This is a genomic window from Aliishimia ponticola (genome assembly GCF_004803475.1).
In the GTDB taxonomy this organism is placed as follows: Bacteria; Pseudomonadota; Alphaproteobacteria; order Rhodobacterales; family Rhodobacteraceae; genus Aliishimia; species Aliishimia ponticola.
Genome location: NZ_SRKY01000002.1, coordinates 943,050 through 967,652, shown reverse-complemented (window position 1 = coordinate 967,652; position 24,603 = coordinate 943,050). Strand labels below are relative to the sequence as shown.

At 61.9% G+C, this 24,603-nt stretch carries 22 protein-coding genes and 1 tRNA gene; 13 read left to right on the top strand and 10 right to left on the bottom strand.

Annotation, left to right across the window (positions count from 1 at the left end; translation table 11 throughout):
* The first annotated feature begins 195 nt into the window (after positions 1 to 195).
* Together E4Z66_RS11010 and E4Z66_RS11005 are read left to right on the top strand one after the other, a co-directional pair.
* Positions 196 to 1,581, top strand: a complete 1,386-nt coding sequence (locus E4Z66_RS11010) for a bifunctional enoyl-CoA hydratase/phosphate acetyltransferase (protein WP_136463024.1) — start codon at positions 196 to 198, stop codon at positions 1,579 to 1,581.
* On the top strand, positions 1,581 to 2,756 hold the full coding sequence (locus E4Z66_RS11005; RefSeq protein ID WP_136463023.1) for an acetate/propionate family kinase: 1,176 nt from the start codon (positions 1,581 to 1,583) through the stop codon (positions 2,754 to 2,756). Before E4Z66_RS11010 ends, E4Z66_RS11005 begins: the two co-directional genes overlap by 1 nt.
* A gap of 113 nt (positions 2,757 to 2,869) precedes the next feature.
* Here the strand turns inward: E4Z66_RS11005 and E4Z66_RS11000 are convergent.
* Positions 2,870 to 2,956 (bottom strand) — tRNA-Leu (locus tag E4Z66_RS11000).
* A gap of 141 nt (positions 2,957 to 3,097) precedes the next feature.
* The gene (locus E4Z66_RS10995; protein ID WP_136463022.1) at positions 3,098 to 4,498 is read right to left on the bottom strand and encodes a peptidoglycan-binding domain-containing protein; all 1,401 of its coding nucleotides are present in this window, start codon (positions 4,496 to 4,498) and stop codon (positions 3,098 to 3,100) included.
* A 184-nt stretch (positions 4,499 to 4,682) separates the two neighbouring features.
* Between E4Z66_RS10995 and E4Z66_RS10990 the strand changes: the two genes are divergently transcribed.
* The 6 genes from E4Z66_RS10990 (at position 4,683) to E4Z66_RS10965 (ending at position 11,722) form a co-directional block, all read left to right on the top strand.
* Positions 4,683 to 5,384 carry a DsbA family oxidoreductase gene (locus E4Z66_RS10990; protein ID WP_136463021.1) on the top strand — a complete coding sequence of 234 codons (702 nt, stop codon included), beginning with the start codon at positions 4,683 to 4,685 and terminating at the stop codon, positions 5,382 to 5,384.
* A 277-nt stretch (positions 5,385 to 5,661) separates the two neighbouring features.
* Complete coding sequence (lipB, locus tag E4Z66_RS10985) at positions 5,662 to 6,333, top strand: lipoyl(octanoyl) transferase LipB (protein WP_136463020.1); 672 nt, start codon at positions 5,662 to 5,664, stop codon at positions 6,331 to 6,333.
* Positions 6,334 to 6,483: 150 nt separating this feature from the next.
* The gene (locus E4Z66_RS10980; protein ID WP_136463105.1) at positions 6,484 to 8,385 is read left to right on the top strand and encodes a PhoX family protein; all 1,902 of its coding nucleotides are present in this window, start codon (positions 6,484 to 6,486) and stop codon (positions 8,383 to 8,385) included.
* 317 nt (positions 8,386 to 8,702) lie between these two features.
* On the top strand, positions 8,703 to 10,373 hold the full coding sequence (gene ctaD, locus E4Z66_RS10975; RefSeq protein WP_136463019.1) for a cytochrome c oxidase subunit I: 1,671 nt from the start codon (positions 8,703 to 8,705) through the stop codon (positions 10,371 to 10,373).
* 279 nt (positions 10,374 to 10,652) lie between these two features.
* A complete protein-coding gene (locus E4Z66_RS10970; RefSeq protein ID WP_136463018.1) occupies positions 10,653 to 11,147 on the top strand; it encodes a hypothetical protein in 495 nt (164 codons plus the stop codon).
* 89 nt (positions 11,148 to 11,236) lie between these two features.
* Positions 11,237 to 11,722 (top strand): DUF2244 domain-containing protein, encoded by a 486-nt coding sequence (locus E4Z66_RS10965; protein ID WP_136463017.1) that lies wholly within the window; start codon positions 11,237 to 11,239, stop codon positions 11,720 to 11,722.
* 152 nt (positions 11,723 to 11,874) lie between these two features.
* On the opposite strand, the gene E4Z66_RS10960 is transcribed toward E4Z66_RS10965, so the two are convergent.
* Positions 11,875 to 12,339: a GatB/YqeY domain-containing protein gene (locus E4Z66_RS10960; protein ID WP_136463016.1), complete on the bottom strand. Its 465-nt coding sequence runs from the start codon at positions 12,337 to 12,339 to the stop codon at positions 11,875 to 11,877.
* A gap of 201 nt (positions 12,340 to 12,540) precedes the next feature.
* On the opposite strand from E4Z66_RS10960, the gene carA reads away from it, so the two are divergent.
* Both carA and E4Z66_RS10950 read left to right on the top strand, forming a co-directional pair.
* Positions 12,541 to 13,689 (top strand): glutamine-hydrolyzing carbamoyl-phosphate synthase small subunit, encoded by a 1,149-nt coding sequence (gene carA, locus E4Z66_RS10955; RefSeq protein WP_136463015.1) that lies wholly within the window; start codon positions 12,541 to 12,543, stop codon positions 13,687 to 13,689.
* 133 nt (positions 13,690 to 13,822) lie between these two features.
* Positions 13,823 to 15,760, top strand: coding sequence for a glycosyltransferase family 2 protein (locus E4Z66_RS10950; protein ID WP_246035969.1), 1,938 nt, complete (start codon positions 13,823 to 13,825; stop codon positions 15,758 to 15,760).
* Here E4Z66_RS10950 and E4Z66_RS10945 read toward each other — a convergent pair.
* Positions 15,711 to 16,364, bottom strand: a complete 654-nt coding sequence (locus E4Z66_RS10945; protein WP_136463014.1) for a GntR family transcriptional regulator — start codon at positions 16,362 to 16,364, stop codon at positions 15,711 to 15,713. The genes E4Z66_RS10950 and E4Z66_RS10945 overlap by 50 nt on opposite strands.
* 164 nt (positions 16,365 to 16,528) lie before the next feature.
* Between E4Z66_RS10945 and E4Z66_RS10940 the strand changes: the two genes are divergently transcribed.
* Together E4Z66_RS10940 and E4Z66_RS10935 are read left to right on the top strand one after the other, a co-directional pair.
* Positions 16,529 to 17,179 carry a pyrimidine 5'-nucleotidase gene (locus E4Z66_RS10940; RefSeq protein ID WP_136463013.1) on the top strand — a complete coding sequence of 217 codons (651 nt, stop codon included), beginning with the start codon at positions 16,529 to 16,531 and terminating at the stop codon, positions 17,177 to 17,179.
* 60 nt (positions 17,180 to 17,239) lie between these two features.
* Positions 17,240 to 18,433: a UbiH/UbiF family hydroxylase gene (locus tag E4Z66_RS10935; protein ID WP_136463012.1), complete on the top strand. Its 1,194-nt coding sequence runs from the start codon at positions 17,240 to 17,242 to the stop codon at positions 18,431 to 18,433.
* Between the two features lie 12 nt (positions 18,434 to 18,445).
* Here E4Z66_RS10935 and E4Z66_RS10930 read toward each other — a convergent pair whose 3' ends face one another.
* The 4 genes from E4Z66_RS10930 to E4Z66_RS10915 all read right to left on the bottom strand — a co-directional run bounded on the left by E4Z66_RS10930 (position 18,446) and on the right by E4Z66_RS10915 (position 21,425).
* Positions 18,446 to 19,573: an aminotransferase class V-fold PLP-dependent enzyme gene (locus E4Z66_RS10930; RefSeq protein WP_136463011.1), complete on the bottom strand. Its 1,128-nt coding sequence runs from the start codon at positions 19,571 to 19,573 to the stop codon at positions 18,446 to 18,448.
* A gap of 156 nt (positions 19,574 to 19,729) precedes the next feature.
* Positions 19,730 to 20,476: a GGDEF domain-containing protein gene (locus E4Z66_RS10925; protein WP_136463010.1), complete on the bottom strand. Its 747-nt coding sequence runs from the start codon at positions 20,474 to 20,476 to the stop codon at positions 19,730 to 19,732.
* Between the two features lie 35 nt (positions 20,477 to 20,511).
* Complete coding sequence (locus E4Z66_RS10920) at positions 20,512 to 20,973, bottom strand: Lrp/AsnC family transcriptional regulator (protein ID WP_136463009.1); 462 nt, start codon at positions 20,971 to 20,973, stop codon at positions 20,512 to 20,514.
* Positions 20,970 to 21,425: an Lrp/AsnC family transcriptional regulator gene (locus E4Z66_RS10915; protein ID WP_136463008.1), complete on the bottom strand. Its 456-nt coding sequence runs from the start codon at positions 21,423 to 21,425 to the stop codon at positions 20,970 to 20,972. Before E4Z66_RS10915 ends, E4Z66_RS10920 begins: the two co-directional genes overlap by 4 nt.
* A 133-nt stretch (positions 21,426 to 21,558) precedes the next feature.
* On the opposite strand from E4Z66_RS10915, the gene ilvC reads away from it, so the two are divergent.
* The gene (gene ilvC, locus E4Z66_RS10910) at positions 21,559 to 22,581 is read left to right on the top strand and encodes a ketol-acid reductoisomerase (protein WP_136463007.1); all 1,023 of its coding nucleotides are present in this window, start codon (positions 21,559 to 21,561) and stop codon (positions 22,579 to 22,581) included.
* Between the two features lie 82 nt (positions 22,582 to 22,663).
* Here ilvC and E4Z66_RS10905 read toward each other — a convergent pair whose 3' ends face one another.
* Together E4Z66_RS10905 and E4Z66_RS10900 are read right to left on the bottom strand one after the other, a co-directional pair.
* Entirely contained in the window at positions 22,664 to 24,046 is a 1,383-nt protein-coding gene (locus E4Z66_RS10905) for a PepSY-associated TM helix domain-containing protein (RefSeq protein ID WP_136463006.1), read from the bottom strand.
* Between the two features lie 68 nt (positions 24,047 to 24,114).
* Positions 24,115 to 24,480, bottom strand: coding sequence for a hypothetical protein (locus E4Z66_RS10900; protein WP_136463005.1), 366 nt, complete (start codon positions 24,478 to 24,480; stop codon positions 24,115 to 24,117).
* Positions 24,481 to 24,603: the final 123 nt, after the last annotated feature.

Sequence of the window (24,603 nt, the reverse complement as noted above, 5' to 3'; positions counted from 1 at the left end):
GCCTCTGGCCCGAGGCATGAAATCGCTAAGGCTGGTGCCACGAGAAAAAGCCGTTCGCCGCGTTTATTCGCGCAGGGACACGCGCGGAAATATGGGCCATAACCGGGACCGAAGCAGGGAACTCGACCCCATGAACCGGACTAGCGTCACCAGACCCACGCTCCCCAAGGCCAGCGCCGGGAAGAAGACAGGCACATGATTACAGAAAACAAGACCTACGATGAATTGGCCATCGGCGAGACCGCGACAGTGACGCGGGTCTGTACCGCGCGCGACTTGTATATCTACGCCCATGCGTCGGGCAATCTGAACCCGCTGCATCTGCCCAACGACACCCATGACGATCTTGAGGCCGTGGCCCCTTCGATGTGGGTTGGCGGGCTGATCTCGGCGGTGATTGGCAATGTGCTGCCCGGCCCCGGAACGCTCTACCTGTCGCAAAACCTCAAATTTGCCGAACGTGTACATGTTGGCGACACGCTCAGCATCACGGTGACGGTCGCGGAAAAGAGGCCGGACAACATCGTTGTTCTCGACACCCGCGTCACCGGCCCCGATGACCGCCCTGTGGCCGAAGGCCAGGCAGAAATTCTGGCCCCCAGGACCAAGGTCCATCTGGAAGGCCAGCACATCCCGAACCTTCTGGTCGAAAGCCACGTGCATTTCGAAAAACTGCTGGAGCGCGCAAGGCCCCTGCCCCCGATCAGGACCGCCGTGGTCGCGCCGGAAGAACCAGCCGCACTTGGCGGCGCATTGCTGGCGGCCCGGCAAAGCATCATCACCCCGATCCTGATCGGCGCGCGGGACAAGATCCTTGCCGTGGCGCAGGCCGAAGGCGACGATCTGACCGGGGTCGAGATCATTGACGAGCCCGACCATAGAGAGGCAGCGAAACGCGCGGTCGCGCTGGCCCGTGACGGGGAGGTCGGCGCGATCATGAAAGGCCACCTGCATACCTCTGACCTGCTAAGCGCGATCCTCAGCAAATCCACCGGCATTCGCACGACGCGGCGGCTCAGCCATGTTTTCGTGATGGATGTGCCGGGGCTGGACCACCTGTTGCTGGTGTCCGACGCGGCGGTGAACATCATGCCCGATCTGCAAACCAAGGTGGATATTACGCAAAGCGCCATCGATGTCGGGCTGGCGATCGGGCTGGAGCTTCCAAAGGTGGGCATCCTTTCGGCCATCGAAACGGTGAACCCGGCGATTCCGTCCACACTGGACGCCGCGGCGCTGTCTAAAATGGCCGAACGCGGCCAGATCAAGGGCGGGATCGTGGACGGCCCGCTTGCGATGGACAACGCAATGGACGTGAACGCAGCACGCACCAAGGGCATAATCTCGCGCGTGGCCGGGCATTCTGAAATCCTGATCGCACCCAATATGGAAGCGGGCAACATGCTGGCGAAACAACTGACCTTCGTCGCCCATGCCGAGGCCGCAGGCATCGCCTTGGGCGCGCAGGTGCCGGTGATCCTGACCAGCCGCGCGGATGGCGAAATGGCACGGCTCGCGTCCTGCGCCATTGCTGCGCTGTATCAGGAATGGCGCGCCCGCAACGCACAGGCGCATGGCTGATGGCAGAGATACTCACGATCAACGCGGGCTCGTCCTCGATCAAGTTCGCGGTCTTCACCTCTACGGGCACCGCAGACCTGCACCGCAAGCTGCATGGACAGGTTGAAGGGCTGGGCGCGGAGCCGCGATTGATCGCCAAGCAAGGCCACGACACGGTGATGACCCGCGCGCTTGCCCCGGACGAGGCGCGCGACCAGGCCCACGCGCTGGCCACGATCCTGCACTTTCTGGAAAGCCACGACGATTGTCCCACCCCGGAGGCCATCGTGCACCGGATCGTGCATGGCGGCCCGGACCGCGCCGCCCCGATGGTTCTGGACGCCGACACGATCACCGCGCTGGAAGCGCTGACGCCGCTTGCCCCGCTCCACCAACCGCACAACCTTGCCGGGGTAAAAGCCGCGCAAACCGCCTTTCCAGGGGCCGTGCAGATCGGCTGTTTCGACACCGCCTTTCACCGGGCGCATCCATGGGTCGCCGATACCTACGCGCTGCCGGGCAGTTATTACCAGGAAGGCATCCGTCGCTACGGGTTTCACGGTCTGTCCTATGAACATGCGACGCGGCAATTGCGGAAACTCTCGCCAGAGCGTGCCAAGGGCCGCACCATCGTGACACATCTGGGCAGCGGCTGTTCCATGTGCGCGATGCAGGATGGGCAAAGCGTGACCTCCTCCATGGGATTTACCGCGCTGGACGGGCTGCCGATGGGAACGCGCTGCGGTCAGCTTGATCCCGGTGTGGTCCTGTATCTGATGCAGTCCAAGGGCATGAACGCGGACGAGATTGAAACGCTGCTTTACAAGCAATCGGGCCTCAAGGGACTGTCCGGGCTGTCCCACGACATGCGCCTGCTGGAAGAGGCTGGCACAGCAGAAGCCGAAGGCGCGATTGACTATTTCGTGCACCGAATCCGCCGCGAGATCGGCGCGCATATGGCGATCCTTGGCGGGCTGGATGCGCTGGTCTTCACCGGCGGAATTGGCGAGAACGCCCCGAATATCCGCGCCCGCGTCTGCGAGGGCTTCGAATGGTGCGGGCTGGAACTCGACACGGCGCGAAACGCAGCCGGCGAGACAGAGATTTCCAGCGACGCCTCAGAGGTCCAGATCCTGCTCATCCCCTGCGACGAGGAAGGCGTCATGGCGCAGCACGGCCATGACCTGATGACATGACGTCTGAACTGGGCACTACCGGAATTTGACACAAAATTCCGGTCCGTTTTCTGAGTCAGAAAACGGGCGGGCGGGGACCGAAGTGCCTAATACTGAAGATGGGGAGAAGTCTATGGTGCGGTCGGGGGGACTCGAACCCCCACGAGTGTTACCTCACAGCGACCTCAACGCTGCGCGTCTACCAATTCCGCCACGACCGCAAGACCATAGGCCCGCGCGGTTTAGCGAAAGGTCGTCGCCACGACAAGCGGAAAAACAGCCCGCCTCCCCAAGAAAATCGCACGAAAAAGCCGCCGCCCGGTATGGGGCGACGGCCAAGCTGTGTCATCCATGTGGGGCGATCAGTCGCCCGATGTGCTGAAGGTCGGCAGGGAGGCCGCTGCAGGCTTCGGCGCGGCCGCGACCGGGGCGCCCCCGGCAAGACCAAGCGAGGCTTTCTGCAGCAGCGCCGCACGCTCCGGCTGACCCGGCGCAAAGACACCAGGCGCCCCAGCCGCCAGCGCATCGGTGGTCATCTTGTACCAGCCCTGCGCCAGATCGGGGCGCTTGGAGACGCCGAAACCCTGGCTCAGATGGTGGCCAATCAACTCGCCATAGACCTGTTCGCCCAGCGCAACCAGCATCAGGCTGGAGGCCAGAGACACATCCAGATCATCCGTGCGGTAGCCGGAGGACAGGCAGATTTTCGCGGTGCCGGTCAGATCGGCAGGTGCCATGCCCGTCGACAGGATGAAATCGGAGGTCGCCCGGATCACATCGTCCTTCGGTTGCAGCGACACGGCCGCGATCTGATCCTTCATCGCCGGGCCAAATGCCGCGCATTGCTGCGCGATCTGCGCGGGTGTCACCCCCGCCACCTTGGAGGACATATCCTCACCCTGCTTGATCGCATAGGTCCGCGCCAGGCAGAACTGTTCGTTCAGCGCGAAATGCGGGTCGGTCATGTTGGACACGGTGGTGAAGCCGCCATTGGAATTGGTCAGCAGCGAAATGCCGTTGCAATGGCTGGCCAGAGACGCGGTCGTGGCAGAGCCAAGGAAGTTCGGCAAAGCGGCTGCGCTTGGTGCGGGTGCTTCCTCTGCCGGGGCAGCGGCGGCAACGGTGGTGGTCTGCGGCGGCTGCGGCGCGGTTTGCCCGGCAGGCGCCACAGTGACGACGGTGCCCTGCGGCACCGGAACCGAGGTCACGACCGTACCCGGCACCACGGCCCCTGCCGCGATCTGCGGCGTTGCATAGGGGTTCGAGACCACGACATTGCCCGCTGCGATCTGGTCGCGATAGACATGCAGCAGCCCACGTGGCCCCTGCGGATTCGCCGCGATCTGCTGCGAGGTCAGAATGCCCCCGGCCTGCGCGCGCGCATGGGAGTTCAGAAGGAAATCCTTCTCATACTGGCTCAGATGCCCGGTGACGGGATACCCCATATGCGCCTGATAACTCGAAATCGCGGCACGCGATGTCCGGCCCAATTGACCGTCCACACGGCCCGCGTTGAAGCCGAAATAGTTCAGTGACGTCTGGATCTGGCGCCCTTCCTGCGTGGAAGGAAGACGCGGACGCGCGGCACGGGTCGATTTATAGACCGTCCGTGTGCGCGTTTTCTGTTTCTTGGCGTTCGCTCCGATCACCCCACCAATGATCGCACCCGCAATGAAGTCGCCAGCATCTGCAACGGCGGGTGTAATGGGGGTCGTGACAAGAGCCGCGCTCACAAGGCTGGCAGCAAGGTGCTTACTTTTCATGTCAATCTCCTAGTGTGAACAAAACTGGTGAAATCTGAAAACTGAGAAACAAAGCTGATATCCACCGAGATTACCATGCAACTTCCCTTACGTCACAAGGATTCTTCGTCGAATTCTATTCACAAACGCCGTTTCCGCTGCGTCCGGGCTTGATTTCGCGGCACAGCACACCAACCATTAGCGCATGGATAAAAGCTCTTCCGCCACGCCCTTGGCCCCGCAAGATACGTCTTCGACCACGTCTGCCCCCGTCGTGCAGATCGACATTATCTCTGACGTCATGTGCCCGTGGTGCATCGTCGGGTACAAGCAACTGGAACTTGCGCTGGCGCAGACCGGAATGGGCGCGCGCGTGCGCTGGCACCCGTTCGAGCTGAACCCCGACATGCCGGCGGAGGGCGAAAACATGACAGAGCATATCCAACGCAAATACGGGGCCAGCGCCGAACAATCGGTGCAAAACCGCCAGCGGCTTCAGGATATAGGCGCGGCGCTTGGCTTTGAGTTCAATTTCAATCCCGACAGCAAGATCGTGAACAGCTTCCACGCGCATGTGCTGCTGGATTATGCCGCGACGCAGGGTTTGCAGCACCCTCTGAAAATGGCGCTGTTCAAGGCGCATTTCAGCGATGGCAAGGATCTGTCCCAAGACGAGGTGCTGCTGGACGTGGCCGAAACCGTCGGGCTGGACCGGGACGCCAGTCGCGCCGCCCTGACCGCGGAATGTCACCAACAGGCCGTCCGGTCCGAGGAAAAAGTCTGGTATCAGAACGGCATTTCCGGTGTGCCCAGCATGATCTTTGCAGAAAAGTACCTGATTACAGGGGCGCAAGGGCCGGAGAACTACGCCAAAATGTTGCAAAAGGTCATTTCCGAGGCTGCCTAAGCGCCCACAGACTTATCCACATGGCCCGCCTTGGGCCGGATACAAGCCGCAAGGGCGGCCCAATCCCCGCCGAAAGCACCCCGGCGCTTGTCTGACGTCGCACGCTCTGGCAGGAAGGGCCGGCACTGCGCCGCACCGGCGCGCCGCGACAGCCGCAGAGCGTATGGACGGATACTCAGGTGGAACACAGCCTCTCGCATTTGATGCCGCGTGACAGGCACGCCATGGCGGCCCGGTCCCAACGCCCCGTCCTGCCCCAATCTCACGAGGCACAGGCATGGTAGAATGGATCAACTCCCCCGGTCACACCAGCTATGAGGACGCGCTGGCCTTCATGGAAGCGCGCAGCAATGCCATCGCCGCCGGAGAGGCGGATGAATGCATCTGGCTGCTGGAACATCCGCCGCTATATACCGCAGGCACCTCTGCCCAGCCCGAAGACCTGACCGATCCCGACCGCTTTCCCGTCTATCAAGCGCGGCGCGGCGGGCAGTATACCTATCATGGGCCGGGCCAGCGGGTCGCCTATGTGATGCTGGATGTGGGCCGTCGCGGCCGCGATGTCCGGGTTTTCGTGCAGCAACTCGAAGGCTGGATCATCGACATGCTCGCCAGTTTCAATCTGCGCGGCCATATCCGCGAGGGGCGCGTCGGCGTCTGGATCGAACGGCCGGACAAGCCCGCCCTGCCCGATGGGCAACCCGCCGAGGACAAGATCGCGGCCATCGGCATTCGGATGCGCAAATGGGTCAGCTTTCACGGCATTTCCATCAATGTCGAACCCGATCTGGAGCATTTCTCCGGCATCGTGCCCTGCGGCATCAGCGATCACGGCGTCACCAGCCTTGTCGATCTGGGTCTGCCGGTCACGATGGACGATGTGGACGTCGCTTTGCGCCAGAGCTTCGAACGCGTTTTCGGCCCCTGCCCGGCAGAGACGCAGTCCTGACATCAAAGACGCTTGCCGGCGCGAATGGACCATTCCCGCGGTTTTTCGACCTGCGGCGTCAAACCCATGTTACAATTTTAGCGTGAAAGGGACGATGCGGTGGGCCTGCGGCCTGCCACCCCATACCCCATCTAGATGACAGGTGTTCCCGTGAAAGACATAGATCCGACGATGCTCTCCGCCGATGACTGGGACGAACAGAACTTCCCCCGGCCAGAAGAAAATGAGTTCGACCAAGTGGTTGAGCGTGCGATTTCGCGACGTGGCTTTCTGGGCGGGGCGCTGGCCTTTGGCTCTGGCGCGGCGGTGATGACGGGCGGGCTGCTGTCCTCCACCTCGGCGCAGGCGCAAACCGCAAGCCGATTCCCCTTCAAGCCGATCGCGGCGCACACCGACGCCATGGTTCACGTGCCCGAAGGCTTTACCAGTCAAGTCATGGTCAGCTGGGGCGATCCGCTGATGTCCGCCGCCGACGGCTATGACATCACCGAGGGCGGCCCGCTGGAAGGGTCGGACATGGTCTTTGGCGAGAATACCGACGGGATGGAGACCTTCGTGTTCCAAGGTCGCCAGTTGATCGCGATCAACCACGAATACACCAACCGCAAGACCAACCTGCCTGCAGCGCAGGAGGGCACCCCAGCCAATGCGGATGACGTGCGCAAGCTGCAAAACCTGCAAGGCGTGGCCGTGATCGAAGTGAGCGAAGGCGAAAACGGCTGGCAGGTGGTGAAGGACAGCCCCTTCAACCGGCGCATCCACCACAACACGCCGATGCAGATCACCGGCCCCGCAGCCGGGCATGACCTGATGAAGACGCAGGCCGATCCGACCGGCACACAAAGCCTTGGCACGCTCAACAATTGTGGGTCGGGCAAAACGCCGTGGGGCACCTATCTGACCTGCGAAGAGAACTTCAACGGCTATTTCGGCTCCACCGCCGAGGTGGCGGAAGGCGACCCCGCGCCGCTTGCCCCCGGCTATGCGCGCTATGGCATCGGGACCGATGGTTGGGGTTATGATTACCACAAATGGGATGCACGTTTCGACGTGTCGCAAAACCCAAATGAGCCGCACCGCGCGGGCTGGATTGTCGAAATCGACCCGACCGATCCCACATCCACACCGGTCAAGCATACGGGGCTGGGCCGCTTCAAGCATGAGAACGCGGCCGTGACGCTTTCCGCTGATGGGCATGTGATCGTCTATATGGGCGATGATGAACGCGGCGAGTTCCTGTACAAGTTCGTCTCCAATGGCACCTATGCCACGGGCGGGCCGACCGACGGGCTGCTGGATGACGGCACGCTGTACGCGGCGAAGTTCAACGATGACGGCACCGGCGAATGGCTGGCGCTGACGCCGGAGACCACCGGTATGGCATCGCTGGCCGAGGTGCTGATCTTTGCCCGTCAGGCCGGGTCCGCCGTGGGCGCGACGACGATGGACCGCCCCGAATGGGTGGCCGTCAATCCCAAGGCCATCGAGGCATATTGCTGCCTGACCAACAACAAGAACCGTGGCGTCAAACCCAACGCCGGCGGGGATGAGACCCCGGTCAACGGCCCCAACCCGCGCGAGACCAACCATTACGGCCAGATCGTGCGCTGGCGTCCCCATGACGACGACCACACGGCGACGACCTTCGACTGGGATCTGTACGTGATGGCGGGCAACCCGGAGGTTTACAACAACGTCTATGGCGGGTCCGACAATGTCACGGCGGGCAATATGTTCAATTCGCCCGACGGCATGGCCTTTGACAGCAACGGTCTGGTCTGGATTCAGACCGATGGCGATGACAGCAACGAAGAGGACTTCGCCGGACAGGGCAACAACCAGATGCTTGTGGGCGACCCCGTCACCGGCGAGATCGCCCGCTTCATGACAGGGCCGAAGGGATGCGAGGTCACGGGGATCTGCTGGTCCGCCGACCGGCGCACCATGTTCGTCGGCATCCAGCATCCGGGCGGGTCCTGGCCTACCGGGTCTGGCCTGCCGCGGTCCTCGGTCATCGCGATCAAGCGGGATGACAACGGTCTGGTCGGCTAAGCTTTTTGCGAACGCGCAGCGCCCGCCCAAGATCGCGGGCGCTGCGATGCTACGTCACAGGTGCCGCCCCGCCCCCCTGCGCGGCCCGTGAGATAGACGTGAGAAGGACGGCGCGGCCCGCCAAACCCCACATTGCACAAAGCAGGCCGAAGCACGGCTGCGCCCCGACGGCCCCCGCGACCCGCCGCAAATCTTTCCACACCTGCGGCACGATCGCTCATTGATCCTTCACCAATCCCATTCTAGAACCAGAATAAGTCCGGAATCTGTCCGGGTAACGTTTCGCGCGCAGGATTGTCTAACAGGAGGCACGCCATATGGCAGACGCAGCCATTCACGGCCACGAACATGAAGACAACCGGGGATTCTTTACCCGGTGGTTCATGTCGACCAACCACAAAGATATCGGGATTCTCTACCTGATCACATCGGCCTTTGTTGGCCTTATCTCGGTTATGTTCACCGTTTACATGCGGATGGAACTTCAGGAACCGGGCGTTCAGTACATGTGTATGGAAGGCGCTCGTTTCTTCCAGTCTTCCGCTGAATGTACCCCGAACGGTCACCTCTGGAACGTGCTGATCACGGGCCACGGCATCCTGATGATGTTCTTCGTCGTGATTCCGGCCCTTTTCGGCGGTTTTGGCAACTATTTCATGCCGTTGCAGATCGGTGCGCCGGATATGGCCTTCCCGCGGATGAACAACCTCAGCTACTGGCTCTATGTTGCCGGTACGACGCTGGCGGTTTGCTCCGTGCTGGCGCCGGGCGGTAACGACCAGCTTGGCTCTGGCGTGGGCTGGGTTCTGTACCCGCCGCTCTCCGTCAACGAAGGCGGCATGTCCATGGACCTCGCCATCTTCGCCGTGCACGTGTCAGGCGCGTCGTCGATCCTTGGTGCGATCAACATGATCACCACCTTCCTGAACATGCGTGCCCCTGGCATGTCGCTGTTCAAGGTACCGCTGTTCTCGTGGTCGATCTTCGTCACATCCTGGCTGATTCTGCTGTCCCTGCCGGTTCTGGCGGGCGCGATCACCATGCTGCTGATGGATCGTAACTTCGGCTTCACCTTCTTCGACCCTGCCGGTGGCGGTGACCCGATCCTGTATCAGCACATCCTGTGGTTCTTCGGCCACCCGGAAGTGTACATCATCATTCTGCCGGGCTTCGGCATCATCAGCCACGTGATTGCAACATTCTCGCGCAAGCCGATCTTCGGCTACCTGCCGATGGTGTGGGCGATCATTGCGATCGGTGTTCTGGGCTTCGTCGTGTGGGCGCACCACATGTACACCGTCGGGATGAGCGTTGAGCAACAGGCCTACTTCATGCTCGCCACCATGGTCATCGCGGTGCCGACAGGTGTGAAGGTGTTCTCCTGGATCGCAACGATGTGGAAGGGCTCGATCGAGTTCAAGACACCGATGCTCTGGGCGTTTGGCTTCCTGTTCCTGTTCACCGTTGGCGGTGTGACCGGCATCGTGCTGAGCCAGGCTGCCGTCGACCGCTATTACCACGACACATACTACGTGGTGGCACACTTCCACTACGTGATGTCGCTGGGCGCGGTCTTTGCCATCTTCGCCGGGATCTACTTCTACCTGCCCAAAATGACGGGCCGGATGTATTCCGAAACCTTCGGCAAGATCCACTTCTGGATGATGTTCATCGGTGCAAACCTGACCTTCTTCCCGCAGCACTTCCTGGGCCGTCAGGGCATGCCGCGCCGCTACATCGACTACCCGGAGGCGTTCGCCTACTGGAACCAGTGGTCGTCCTTTGGCGCGTACCTGTCCTTCGCCTCGTTCCTGCTGTTCTTCGGCATCATCGCTTACGCCCTGCTGCGTGGCGCGAAAGTGACCGAAGCCAACCCGTGGAACGAATATGCGGACACGCTGGAATGGACACTGCCCAGCCCGCCGCCGGAGCATACCTTCGAAATCCTGCCCAAGCAGGAAGACTGGGATAACAAGCACGCGCATTAATCATCCGTGCAAATAGAGATCGAAAGCCCCGCCAAAATGGCGGGGCTTTTTTGTTAGGGGGGCCGATATGCCAGCAGCGCTGGCAGACGGGCGGGTTTGGCCGCCTCGCCCGATCAGGTCGGCAATCACTTCAAACAGAAGCTTCCATTTTTAGTTGAACTCCAAACTCGCCGAAGGAAAATACACTAGGAAAAACAAACACCCCCCGCCATGTGAACCGCTTTGCAAGGCTTGGGCCCTAATGGTGTTTTGGTTAAGAGTGGAAAAGGCTGGCACGTCATGGAAGTTGATATATCCCCCGACGACATCGCGAATATCGGGCAACAAGTCTCGCTCGCGACGGGTCCGTTCTTCTGGATATTAGTCATATTGGCGGGCGGCATGATCGCCGGAATGATATACGTGGCGTGGGGCGAAAAATTCCAGGTCTCCAACCTTCTTGGCGGTATGTCTGGCGTGGGTCTGATCGCGCTTGCCGGCGCACTACTTGTCGCCGGTGTCTTCGTCACCGACCGGGAGGTTCGCGCCTGGGTGCTGATTCAGCGAAACCTGATCGATCCGTTTTACGTGACCATTTTGGGCAAAGACAGTTGCAACCCTGAATCATCAAAGTTCTGCGTCGTTGTTTGGGACAAGACCGGAAAGGAGCTTTTGGTCAATTGGCACGACAAACGGGTCAATGCGCATGAGGTGTTCGGCGGCTACGAATTTTCGCTTTTTACCTCCGCAAGGCCGCAGATGCGCCCGGCGCAGTCCTCGCCGAAGGACCTGTAAAGCGCGCACTGCGTCAATTCGGTGCCTGTCAGCAACCTCAATTCGGATTATTCTAGCTCTACACACATTCATCAACTCGCCCGCCCATTATGCCCTATCGCTGGACGTCCGCATCACCCGCCCCGACACAGGAACTTCGTCTGTGGCCCTATGAATCGCTCCCCGCTCGCGGCATGGCGGCAGTTGTCCTGACGACGTTCACGATGATCCTGATCCCCGCCCTGCCGCTGCTGGGCTCGCCCGTGCTCTGGGGGCTGTTGCCGTTTCTGATGCTCGCTGTCTGGGGCATCTATTTCGCCCTGCAACGCAACCACAAGGCGCGGCAAATCCTTGAAGTGCTGACCCTGTCAGACGACATGGCCCACCTGTCGCGCACTGACCCGAACGGGCAGGTGCAGGAATGGGAATGCAACCGCTATTGGACGCAGGTGACCAAATACGACACCGAAGGCCCCGTGCCCCATTACGTCACCCTGCGCGGTGAAGGCCGGGAGGTGGAGATCGGTGCCTTCCTGTCCGAAGAAGAGCGAATCGAGCTTTACGACGATCTGGCCCGCGCCCTGCGCCGGGCGTGATACACCGCGTGGGATCACGGCCCATGACATCGACGCGCATCGCCCCCGTAGGGAAACCGTCTGAATTGTAGGAAGAAGGTCGCTCACCCGGCGCATCGCCTTGAACCGCCGGGCGTTTGGGCAAAGGGGCGATCTGCCGCCCCTGCCCTATCTCAACCGCAAAGGCGGGATTTGACCAAAGCGCCCACGGCGCCGAAATCCATCTGGCCGGTATACTTGGACTTGAGCGCGCCCATCACCTTGCCCATGTCCCGCACGTTTTCAGCGCCGATCTCTTCGATGGTCGCCGACACGGCCGCTTCGACTTCTTCATCGCTCAGCTGCCGCGGCAGATATTCCGCAATAACAGCGACTTCCTGCATCTCGCGCTCTGCCAGATCCAGCCGCCCGCCCTCTTCATAAGCGCGCGCGCTTTCCTGACGCTGCTTCGTCATCTTGCCAAGGATCGCGAGCACCTCATCATCGCCCACGCCCTCTTCCTTGCCTTCGCCGCGCGCCGCGATATCACGGTCCTTGATCGCAGCATTGATCAGCCGGAGTGTCGACAGCCGCTGCTGGTCCTTATCCTTCATCGCTTGCTTCAGCGCATCGGTCACGCGCGTGCGAAGATCGGTCATATGTGTCATCCTCATCTCGCCCGGTGAGTGGTCGGGCCGTCAGGTGGCGGACCATACGCAAAAGCCGATGACCCTGCAACCAAAGAGCCCCGCAGCAAGGCACTGAAAATAAAGGGAAACTCTTTTTTTCCTACTCTTGACCCTGCCGCCGGGCGGCATTAGGTTCCCGCCAATTTGCCCCATTCCTACAGGTAGCCCCCCATGACCGAGCCTCGCCCGACCGCTTGTCTTGCCCTCGCCGACGGAACGCTGTTTTTCGGAACGGGCTTCGGCGCAACTGGTCAGACAACCGCTGAACTGTGCTTCAATACCGCCATGACCGGCTATCAAGAGATCATGACAGACCCGTCCTATGCGGGACAGATCGTGACCTTCACCTTCCCCCATATCGGCAATGTCGGCGTCAATCCCGACGATGACGAGACCGGCGATCCCGTTGCGGCGGGCATGGTCGTGAAGTGGATGCCGACGGAGCCGTCGAACTGGCGCGCGGTGCAACCATTGTCGAGCTGGCTTGCCAGCCGGGGCCGGATTGCGATTGGGGGCCTCGACACGCGCCGCCTGACCCGCGCCATCCGGCAGGCCGGCGCGCCGCATGTCGCGCTGGCCCATGATCCGGATGGGAATTTCGACACCGATGCGCTGGTCGATGCGGCCCGCAAGTTTGTCGGCCTGGAAGGCATGGACCTTGCGAAGGAAGTGACCTGCGCGCAGTCCTACCGTTGGGATGAAACGCGCTGGAACTGGCCCGAAGGCTTCGGCACCTTGACCGAGCCGCGCCACAAGGTCGTTGCCATCGACTATGGCGCAAAACGCAACATCCTGCGCTGCCTCGCCTCTGCCGGGTGCGATGTCACGGTCTTGCCTGCCACCGCCACGGCAGAGGAAGTTCTGGCCCACGAACCCGACGGTGTTTTCCTGTCCAACGGCCCGGGTGATCCGGCAGCGACGGGCAGCTACGCGGTGCCGATGATCCAGACCATTCTTGAGAAAGACCTGCCCGTTTTCGGTATTTGCCTCGGCCACCAGATGCTGGCGCTTGCCCTTGGCGCAAAGACGATCAAGATGAATCACGGCCACCACGGGGCCAACCATCCGGTCAAAGACCTTGAAACCGGGAAGGTCGAAATCACCTCGATGAACCACGGGTTCGCGGTGGATGCGCAGACCTTGCCCAAGGGCGTCAAGGAAACCCATACGTCGCTGTTCGACGGGTCCAATTGTGGCATCCGGGTTGAAAACAAGCCGATCTTCTCGGTGCAGTACCACCCCGAAGCCAGTCCCGGCCCGCAGGACAGCTATTACCTGTTCGACCGGTTCGCCGCTGCGATGCAAGAACGCGCCTCCTAACGTCGCGTTCTGCCCTTTCGCCTAAGCGTGGGACGTTTTCCCCAGCTTTTCCGTCTGCTTACGGCCGGGGATTAATCCGGCCTTAACCCTAATTCAGTCTAAAGATTCGCGCAGCAGCCAGAAGGGATGATGCGTGAGTACGCAGAATGCGTTGTCGACAGTTCTTCCAGGCGCCCATTCAGGTGGGCGTCCGCCTCTGCGTGGCCCTCGGCTGCTGGGGCGTATCCTTGTCGATATGGGGGCCATCACCGAACAGCAACTGGAAGACGGGCTGGCCCAGCAGCGCCGGATCGACGCGCAGCTTGGTGATATCTTTTTGGCCGAAGGGATCATTACGGCCGAACAGTTGCAGCAAGCGCTCGCGCAGCAACATGGTATGGGCCTGACGGACCTGACCGCCCAGCCCCCTGCCCCGAAAATGGCCGCGCTGATGGGGGTCGATCTGTGCTTGCGCCACAATGCGGTACCTTGGCGGCACTTTGGGGACATCCTGCTGGTCGCGATGTCGCACCCACATCACTGCGATGCGCTCAAGTCGGAACGGCCCGATGACGGGCTGACCGTGCTGCCGGTCCTTGCCGAACCCGAAGCGGTGCGCGCCGCGATTCAAGCGCTTTACCGTCCGGAACTGACGCAGCAGGCGGAAACACGGGTTGAAGACGTCTATTCCTGCCGCAACTGGGGGCAGGTGCAATGGCGGCGGCACGCGGTGTCCGTCCTGTTGGTTGCCGCCCTGCTGCTTTGGGCGGTGCGCTCTCCGCAATCCCTTGCGCTTGGCCTGGCGGGGATCGCGATCGTCACGCTGGCCATGTCCATGGCGCTGAAGATCACCGCCGCGGGCACGCAGCTTTGGGCAGAGATTCGGCGCAAGCCGCCCGAGGACGCGCCCGATATCACCCCGCTGCGCCTGCCGCGCGTGTCAGTGATGGTGCCTCTGCTGCGCGAAAAGGAAATCGCGGGCGCGCTGATTCACCGCTTGGAACGGCTCACTTATCCCAAGGCGCTGCTCGACATCATTCTGGTGCTCGAAGAAAGCGACGAGATCACCAAGCAAACACTGGCACGAACCGAATTGCCGCAATGGATGCGGGTCATCGAAGTGCCGTCAGGCTCCGGGCTGATGACGAAACCGCGCGCGCTGAACTACGCGCTGGATTTCTGCCGGGGCAGCATCGTTGGCATTTGGGATGCCGAGGATTCGCCAGAAACCGACCAGATCGAACAGGTCGTGCGACACTTCCATACCGCCGGGCCAGAGGTCGTTTGCCTGCAAGGGCGGCTCGACTACTACAATTCGCGGGATAACTGGATCGCGCGCTGTTTCACCATCGAATACGCCGCGTGGTGGCGGCTGATCATGCCGGGACTGGCCCGGCTGGGCTTCGTGATTCCGCTGGGCGGAACCACCCTGTTCTTCCGCCGCAAAGAGCTGGAAGAGCTTGGCGGCTGGGATGCGCATAATGTGACTGAGGATGCCGACCTTGGCGTGCGCCTTGCCCGCGCCGGGTACCGCACCGAACTGATCCCAACCGTCACCTATGAAGAGGCCAACTGCCGCGCCTGGCCGTGGATTCGCCAACGCTCACGCTGGCTCAAGGGGTTCGCGATCACATGGGCCGTCCATATGCGCGCGCCCCGGCAGCTATGGCGCGACCTGGGGCCGCTGCGATTTCTGGGCCTGCAACTGTTCTTCGTGACCGCGCTAAGCCAATTCCTGCTGGCCCCTGTATTATGGAGCTTTTGGCTGGTCTCTGCCGGATTGCTGCCATGGCTTGCCGGGGCGGGCGCGCAGCCGGTCCTGATCGGGTTCTTCGCCGGCTGCGAAGTCATGGCGCTGTTGATCCATATGGCGGCGGTGCGGCGGCAACAGCACCGGCATCTTCTGCCATGGACCATCACGATGATCGCTTATTTCCCAATGGCGAGCGTTGCGATCTACAAGGCGCTGTATGAACTCGTGCTGCGCCCGTTTTTCTGGGACAAGACAGAGCATGGCGTCTCCGCCCCGCCCTGCATTCCGGCTAAAGATCCTCCCGCCGAGCTTCCGCGTCCTGCTGCAACCGGGTCATGAAGGCGATCGAAATGTGATCGCGCAGCGCCTTTCCGGCGGCTTGCTCATCCCGGTTTTCAATCGCGGTGACGATCTTGTCATGTTCGCGCTGCGCGATCTCGGACCGCCCCTGCGCCGCAAGAGAGGTCGAGGTCATCAGCGCCATCGTCCGGTGCACAAGGTCAAGCTGCTGAACCAGATAGCGGTTATGCGAGGCAAGGTGAATCTGCTTGTGAAACCGCCGGTTGGCGCGGGCAAGCGCTGCTGGATCGTTGGTCAACTGGTCGTCCATCTTCACCATATCGCGCAGCAGGCGGACTTCTTCGGCGGTGGCATGTTTGGCCGCCAGACTGGCCGCCAGCCCCTCCAATTCGCGGCGCACGATATAAAGCTCTGCCATCTGGTTATGGTCAAGCGTCGCGACGATCAGGCTGCGCCCGTCCCGCTCAAGCAGCGACTGCGTTTCCAGTCGTTGCAGCGCTTCGCGGATCGGGGTGCGCGAGACGCCGAACCGTTCGGCCAATTCGCTTTCCACCAGCCTGTTGCCGGGCCGATAGACCCCCTCGTCAATCGCGGCGAGGATCATCGAATAGGCATCCGTCGGTGCAAGTTTGGTTACGGCCATTGAAGGTCGCCTCCCTCTCCATCGGCGGTTTGATCCCGGCACCTTACCGACCCCGCCGCGCAAAGAGCAAGCGTTAAGCCTGCGGCCCCTTGTCCCCGCGCCCATGCGTTGCACGATTTGCCTGCCCCCTTGTCCCGCAGATCGCGCCGCAGTATCCCGGCCCCATGCCACGCGACGCCTTTTCCCATGTCGACACTTGGGTGTTCGACCTCGACAACACGCTGTACCCGCCGTCGGCGCGTCTTTTCGACCAGATCGAAGTGCGCATGACGCAGTTCGTGATGAACGCCACCGGTGTGGACCGGCCCGAAGCGGACCGGCTGCGCAAACATTACTGGGCAAGCTACGGCACGACGCTGGCCGGGCTGATGCGCGAACATGATGTCGACCCCGCGCCCTATCTGACAGAAGTGCATGACATCTCTTTCGACACGCTGACCCCCGATGCCGATCTGGCCGCCCGTATCGCGGCACTGCCGGGGCGCAAGATCGTCTACACCAATGGTTGTGCGCCCTATGCGGAAAAGGTCATCGCCGCGCGGGGGCTGTCAGGCCAGTTCGACGCGATCTATGGGGTGGAGCACGCCGATTTCCTGCCCAAACCCGAAGCCGGCGCTTTCGCCAAAGTCTTCGAACAGGATGGGCTTGTCCCCGAACGTGCCGCCATGTTCGAAGACGACCCACGCAATCTGGCCGTGCCTCACGCGCTGGGGATGCGCACCGTCCATGTGGCCGAAGCGCCCAGCCCTGCGGATCATATTCACCACCATACCGACGATCTGGCCTATTTCCTGCGCCTGCTCACCGACAGGTAATCCCCCGCGTGACACGATGCCGCTTGGAAACATGGCCAGCCCGGCCCTAGCTTTGGACGCATGACACATACCGACATCCTGATCTCCGGCGGCGGTATCGCCGGGCTTTGCGCAGCAGCCGCCTTCGGCAATGCCGGGTTTTCCGTTGTTTGCGTCGATCCCACCCCCCCGGTGACAGAGCGCGACGTGGAAGGCGCGGATTTGCGGACCACCGCGCTGCTGCAACCGGCCCGCGATGTTTTGAGCGCGGCGGGCATTTGGCAGGATCTGGAACCGCACGGCATGCCGCTTGAGGTGATGCGGATCGTCGATGCGGGCGGCGAAATCGCACAGCCGCGCGTGACACATGACTTCAAGGCCGCTGACTTGTCTGACCTGCCCTTCGGCTGGAATTTCCCCAACTGGCTGCTGCGGCGCGAATTGCTGGGCCGCCTTCGCACGTTGGAGAACGTTGATTTTCGCCCCGGTGTCGCCACCACACGGCTGTTCACCCGCACGGCAGAGGCCCGCGTCAGCCTGACCGATGGCAGCCGGATCACCGCCAAGCTGGTGATCGCCGCCGATGGGCGCGGCTCTCCGATGCGCGAGGCTGCCGGGATCGGCGTGCGCACCAAACGCTATGGCCAGAAGGCGCTGGCCTTCGCGGTCACGCACCCGATTCCGCATGAAAATGTCTCGACCGAGATTCACCGCTCCGGCGGGCCATTCACACTGGTGCCCCTGCCCGATTTCGACGGACGCCCCTCTTCCGCCGTGGTCTGGATGGAAGACGGCCCGCGTGCGCAAGAGCTTGCGCATATGGAACAATCCGCGTTCGAAACCGCCATGTCGGAACGCTCTTGTCATCTGTTCGGGCCGCTGACACTCGCCTCGCGCCGGACGGTTTGGCCGATCATCTCGCAGCAGGCAGAGCGTATGTCGGGCGAACGGCTCGCACTTATGGCCGAGGCCGCCCATGTGGTGCCGCCGATTGGCGCACAGGGGCTCAACATGTCCCTGCGCGATCTGGATTGCCTTCTGGACCTTGCCCAGGAACGCCCGGATGGGCTGGGCGACATGGTGATGCTAGATGCGTATCACGCCGCCCGGCACCGCGATATTAGCCTGCGCGTGACGGGGATAGACATGCTGAACCGCGCCAGCCAGGCGGCCAGTCAGCCCCTGCGCGACACCCGCGCGGCGGGGCTGCAAGCGATCTATGGCCTGCCCCCCATCCGCCGAATGCTGATGCAGATGGGGCTGGGCGTTCGGTAAAACCGCGCCGGATTACAGGACCTTGTCGACGGTCTTGCGCAGCCGCGCGACGGTGCCGTCGACATCATAAAGCTTGTCCAGACCGAACAACCCAATCCGGAACGTGCGGAAATCGGCAGGCTCATCGCAGGCCAGCGGCACACCGGCAGCGATCTGCATCCCTTGGGCGGCGAATTTCTTGCCGTTTTGCACATCGGGATCAGAGGTATAGCTGACGACCACGCCCGGCGCACCGAAACCATCAGCGGCAACAGATTGCAGACCTTTCTGCGCCATCATCTCCCGCACCGCGCGGCCCAGCGCCCATTGTGCATCCCGCAACTTGTCAAAGCCATAGGCGCGGGTTTCCAGCATGGTGTCCCGAAAATCGCGCAGCGCATCGGTCGGCATGGTCGCATGATAGGCATGGCCGCCATCCAGATAGGCCTGCATGATCTGACGCCATTTCTTGAGGTCCGCAGCAAAGCTGTCCGAAGTCGTTTCCTCCAACCGCGCCAAGGCCTTGGCCGACAACATGACCAGCCCGGCGCAGGGCGACGCGCTCCACCCCTTCTGGGGCGCAGAGATCAGAACATCGACGCCAAGTGCGCGCATATCCACCCAGACACAGCCCGATGCGATGCAGTCCAGCACCGTCAAGGCACCGACCTCATGCGCGGCCGCAGCCATCTGCTGAATGTAATCGTCCGGCAAGATCACGCCCGCCGACGTTTCCACATGCGGGGCAAAGACCACGTCCGGCTTGCGCGTTTTGATTTCCGCCACAACCTCGTCGATCGGCGCGGGCGCGAAGGGAGAGGTCGAGGAATTGCCCGTCTGGCGCGCCTTCATGACGGTGGCTTCCGCAGTCAGATCCCCGCTTTCGATGATCTGGCTCCAGCGATAGGAAAACCAGCCATTGCGCACGACCAGAACCTTGCGATCCCGTGCAAATTGCCGCGCGACCGCTTCCATGCCGAAAGTTCCGCCGCCCGGAACGATCACCGCCCCCTCCGCGCCGTACACCTCACACAGCATTTCGTGAATGTCGCGCATCACGGCCTGAAACGCCCCGCTCATGTGGTTCAAAGAGCGGTCCGTGAACACGACCGAGAATTCCTCAAGCCCGTCGGGATCGATATTGTCCAATAGTGCCGCCATGTCGCGCGCCTCCTCTACTGATCTGCGCCCGCTTTACGCGGTTCTGCCAGGACGCACAAAAGGTTCTTGCCCGGACCAGCGCGGTGGATCGCCGCGCGCGCCATGGCTTGTCGCCCCCGGCGTCCTTTGCGCGCCCTATGGTCACCGATGCCCCCGTCAGGACGCTTTCGGGCGGATGTCCAATGTGGAAATTTCCGCAGGTGTCAGAATCACGCAGTCCCGGCCCGCTGCCTTCGCCCGGTAAAGCGCCGCATCCGCCTGCCGGACAGCCTGTTGGATATCGCTCACCGGTAATTTCCGCGACACTCCAATCGAAACCGTCACCCAGATCGAACGCCCTTCAGCCGTGATCTCCGACCGTGCGACGCGGGCCCGCACCCGCTCCGCCACAAGCTCTGCCGTCGGTTCATCCACACCATCAAGGTATACCAGAAACTCTTCGCCGCCGAATCTGCAGACGATATCGCGCACCCGCACCTCTTGGCCCAGCATGGTCGCCACATGCGCGATAACCGCGTCCCCGGCGAGATGCCCATGGCTGTCATTGACCTTCTTGAAAAAGTCGATGTCCACCATCAACGCGATACCGGCACTGTGCTGCCGTTCGGCCAGACGATTGAAAAAGGCATCGCGCGTGGCGACATTCGTCAACCGATCACGGCTTACCAACCGATGCAATTCCGCATTCAATCGCCCGATCTCGAGAAGCTGCAAACTGATCATCCGCGTGGTCGTGAAGGTGATCAAGGTGGTCAGCGGCCAGCTTACCGCGATCTGCCAAAGCCACAGCGACCGGGGATAGATCGTCAATGATACGACCGTGACGAACACCAACGCCGCCACTGTCAGCAGCAGCGACAGGCGGGTGACGTCCGACCGATCATTGATGGCAATCCTCATCATAAAGGACGCTGTAGCGCAGAACGTTGAAACGCACGTTAATCCGCCAGGGGGCCGGACAGTCTTTCTTCCGACAAAAGCACATTCGCCTCGACCGCCCCCGCCCCGGGCAAGGTCATGATCCGGCGCCGCAAGACCCGCTCGAAATCGGCCAGATCCCGCGCCACAACACGCAGCCGGTAATCATAAAGCCCCAAGACATGCTCGACCGTCTGCACTTCCGGGATCCCGGTCACCGCCCGCTCGAAATCCTCCAGACTGACCCGCCCCTTGGTCGCCAGTTTCACACCCAGAAAGACCGTGACGCCGAAACCCAGCTTGTCAGGCGCCAATCGCAGCCGCTTGCGCACAAGAACACCGGCTTCACGCAATCGCTGAATGCGCCGCCATGTCGCGGGCTGAGACAGCCCAAATTCCCGCCCCAGCGCGCTCGCACTCTGTGTCGCGTCCCGTGCCAAGGCCGCGATCAACGCCCGGTCGACCTCATCCAACGGGATCATATCGGCAAACCTTCCTGTGTCTTGATCCGCGCGACCTGCATCAATGCCTCAATATCGGCAATATGCGGCAAGGTCAGAATCCGGTCCCGATACACACGCTGATAATCCGGCATATCCCGCGCAATGAGCGACAGCCGCACATCGACGCGGCCCAGAAAGGTCTGAATTTCCAAAACCTCCGGCACCTTGCGCGCTTCTGCGATAAATTCATCAAAGGCGCGCGCGACCGTCTTGTCCAAAGTGACCCGTAACGACACCTCGACCTCATAACCCAGCGCAGCCCAGTCAATCACCGTCTCGACAGCCTCGATCACACCGGTATCCTGTATCCGCGCGATCCGCCGCGACACCTGCGCTGCGGACAGCCCGGCGCGCTCGGCGATCTCGGGCACGGTCAGCGACGGCTCCGCCTGCCATTGCCGCAGAATGCGCCTGTCCAGATCATCAAGCATGATTTTCCCAAATTATCCGAATTGCACGCATGACTTTGCCTTCATTGTTCTGAAAATACTCATATACATACCCTGCAACCCGCACAACGCCCTGCTAGAACGCGCTCCAATATCCAACCGGAAAGGAAATATCATGCGCGTTTACTACGACCGCGACTGCGACGTGAACCTGATCAAGGACATGAAAGTGGCAATCCTCGGCTATGGCAGCCAAGGTCACGCCCACGCCCTGAACCTGCGTGACAGCGGCGCCAAGAACGTCGTCGTCGCGCTGCGTGAAGGCTCTGCCTCCGCTTCCAAAGCCGAAGGCGAAGGCCTCAAGGTCATGGGCATCGCGGAAGCCGCCGCATGGTGCGACCTGATCATGTTCACAATGCCCGACGAGCTTCAGGCGGAAACCTACAAGAAATACGTCCACGACAACATCAAGCCCGGCGCAGCCATCGCATTCGCGCACGGCCTGAACGTTCATTTCGGCCTGATCGAACCGAAAGACGGCGTCGACGTCATCATGATGGCCCCCAAAGGCCCCGGCCACACAGTGCGCGGCGAATACACCAAAGGCGGCGGCGTGCCCTGCCTTGTGGCTGTGGACACTGACGCCTCCGGCAAAGCGCTGGAAATCGGCCTCAGCTATTGCTCCGCCATCGGTGGCGGCCGTTCTGGCATCATCGAAACCAACTTCCGCGAAGAATGTGAAACCGACCTGTTCGGCGAACAAGCGGTTCTGTGCGGCGGTCTCGTCGAGCTGATCCGTTGCGGCTTTGAGACCCTGGTCGAGGCGGGCTATGCCCCCGAGATGGCCTATTTCGAGTGCCTGCACGAAGTGAAGCTGATCGTCGACCTGATCTATGAAGGCGGCATCGCCAACATGGATTACTCGATCTCCAACACGGCGGAATACGGTCAGTACGTCACCGGCCCGCGCATCCTGAAATACGACGAAACCAAAGCCCGGATGAAAGAGGTTCTGACCGACATCCAGGAAGGCAAGTTCGTGCGTGATTTCATGCTGGAAAACGCGGTTGGTCAGCCGACCATCAAAGCGGCCCGTCGCCACAATGACGAGCACCAGATCGAAGCCACCGGCGAGAAACTGCGTTCCATGATGCCGTGGATTTCTGCGGGCAAGATGGTCGACAAGTCCAAGAACTAAGGCCGACAAGTCTTGAACCAGATTGGGGCGCCCGGTTTCGGACGCCCCTTTTTCGTGGCACATACTGCGCCGCCCGCGCCCCTTACGTCAGGCTGTAGCGCAGCTTGGGAAGTCGCGACAGGATGAACAGATCCAGCGCCAGCGCAGACAGCAGCGCCAGACCGGCCATGGGAAAGGCCATCGACACACCAAGCCCGACCAGCACAGCGCCCTGCCACAGCGGCAGCTCTTTCGGCATCGGCGGCGCAGCAAGACGGCCTGCCTTGGCCGGGCGCCGCTTCCACCACAGCACGATGGAACTGGCGCACAGGAACAGCACCGCAAGACACACAGCCGTGTTGGCCAGCACGCTCCACAGCCCCAAGGTGCCCATATGCAGCGCGATCCCGACCGCCATCGCCTTACCATAAATCGAATAATCGGCGTAACGCACCTCTGCCAGCACATTGCCGGTGAACTGATCCACATGCACCGTCCGGTCCGAGGTCGGATCGACGCTATCGGTATTCATGGAATCGCGGTTTACCGTCCAAACCCCGGTCTCGCCGCGTGGCAGGGTCAGCTGATACCGCCCTTGGAACCCGATCTGCCGCGCCAAGGCGTCGATCGTATCGATGGTCACAGCCCCCGTCACTCCGGCCTGCCCTGCCGCGCTGCCGGATGCGGGCATTGGCGTTTGCTCAATCGCCCAAGGCACCTCACGCCGATGGTGGTTCATGCTGGCATGGGTCACATCGGACAGCGGGACATTGTCCCATTTCGCCGCCGGGAACTGGCTCCAGGCCTGCACCATCTTGCCGCCCCAAATCCCGGCCCAGCTCAACCCGGAGATCAGGAAAAACACCAGAATGGCGGAGACCCAGATGCCGACGACCCCGTGCAGGGATTTCCACAGCGCCCGTCCCCGGCCAAGGCTGGGCACCAGCGCGCCGCGCCAGCCCTTTTCGCGCGGCCACCACATGTAAAGCCCGGTCGCCACCAGAACGAGGCTCAATGACGCGGCGGTTTCCAATATCCGGTCGCCGGTCACGCCCAGCATAAGGTCGCTGTGAATTCCGTCGAAGAAATCATACCACCCGCTGCGGCGCGGGAAGGTCTCGATCACCTGCGCGGTATAGGGATCGACCGCGACCATGACCGCATCGCCATCTGCATCCACACGGAACAGCGCGGCGAGGTCATTGCTGCGCGGCGCGACATATTGCTTGAGCACCCCGTCCGGCACCGCCGCCACGGCGGCTTCGGCCTGCGCCGATACGGCCAGCGGGGCGTCTTGCGGCACGACGGGCGTGCGCTCTCCATCGCGCCCGTCAATCCATGCGATCCACAGCATCGACATGCCGGTAATCGCCAGAATGGCCAGAAACGGAATCACGAAGAGGCCCGCGTAAAAATGCCAGCGCCATGCCGCGAAATAGAATATGTTCACGCGCCCTTCGGGCTGCGCATCTGCTTGTGTTGTCATTGGTAAGTGCTCCATGCCTTTTTGGGCCCGCGAAGATGCGGGCGATCTGATTTGAGTTTTGAAAAAGCTCAGACCAGCGGCGGAGCGCGCGTCAGACGGGCGGGATCAAGCGCCGTGCGGTTATGGATGCGTTTGGCGACAAAACCGAGTGTTTCGAAGGAGGCCAGAACGGCCACCGGGACGGCTTCGCACCCGCCGATTAGCGCCGCCGCGTCGGCAATCCGGCAGGCCTGACATTCCGACGATCCCGACCGCCCCTGCCCGTCCAGATCTCCGCAGACATCCGCCAGCGACCCGCCGAGCGCCACAAAGGCCGCAAGTTCGGGCGACGGCGCCGAGGTTTTGAAATTATGCGCAAAGCCAATGCCGATCAGCGCCACGATCATTGCGGATCGCAGGATCAGATCGGCCAAGGTGAAAGGGCGCCATCGCATGGGACCGGCAATAATCCAGGACCTGCGGCGATGCTACTTTAATTTGTAGCGCCGCTTGCCGGATCGCGAATTGGCATTGCCGGGAAAACGCATCTTGCGCCGGGGCGCACGGGCGGGGCACAA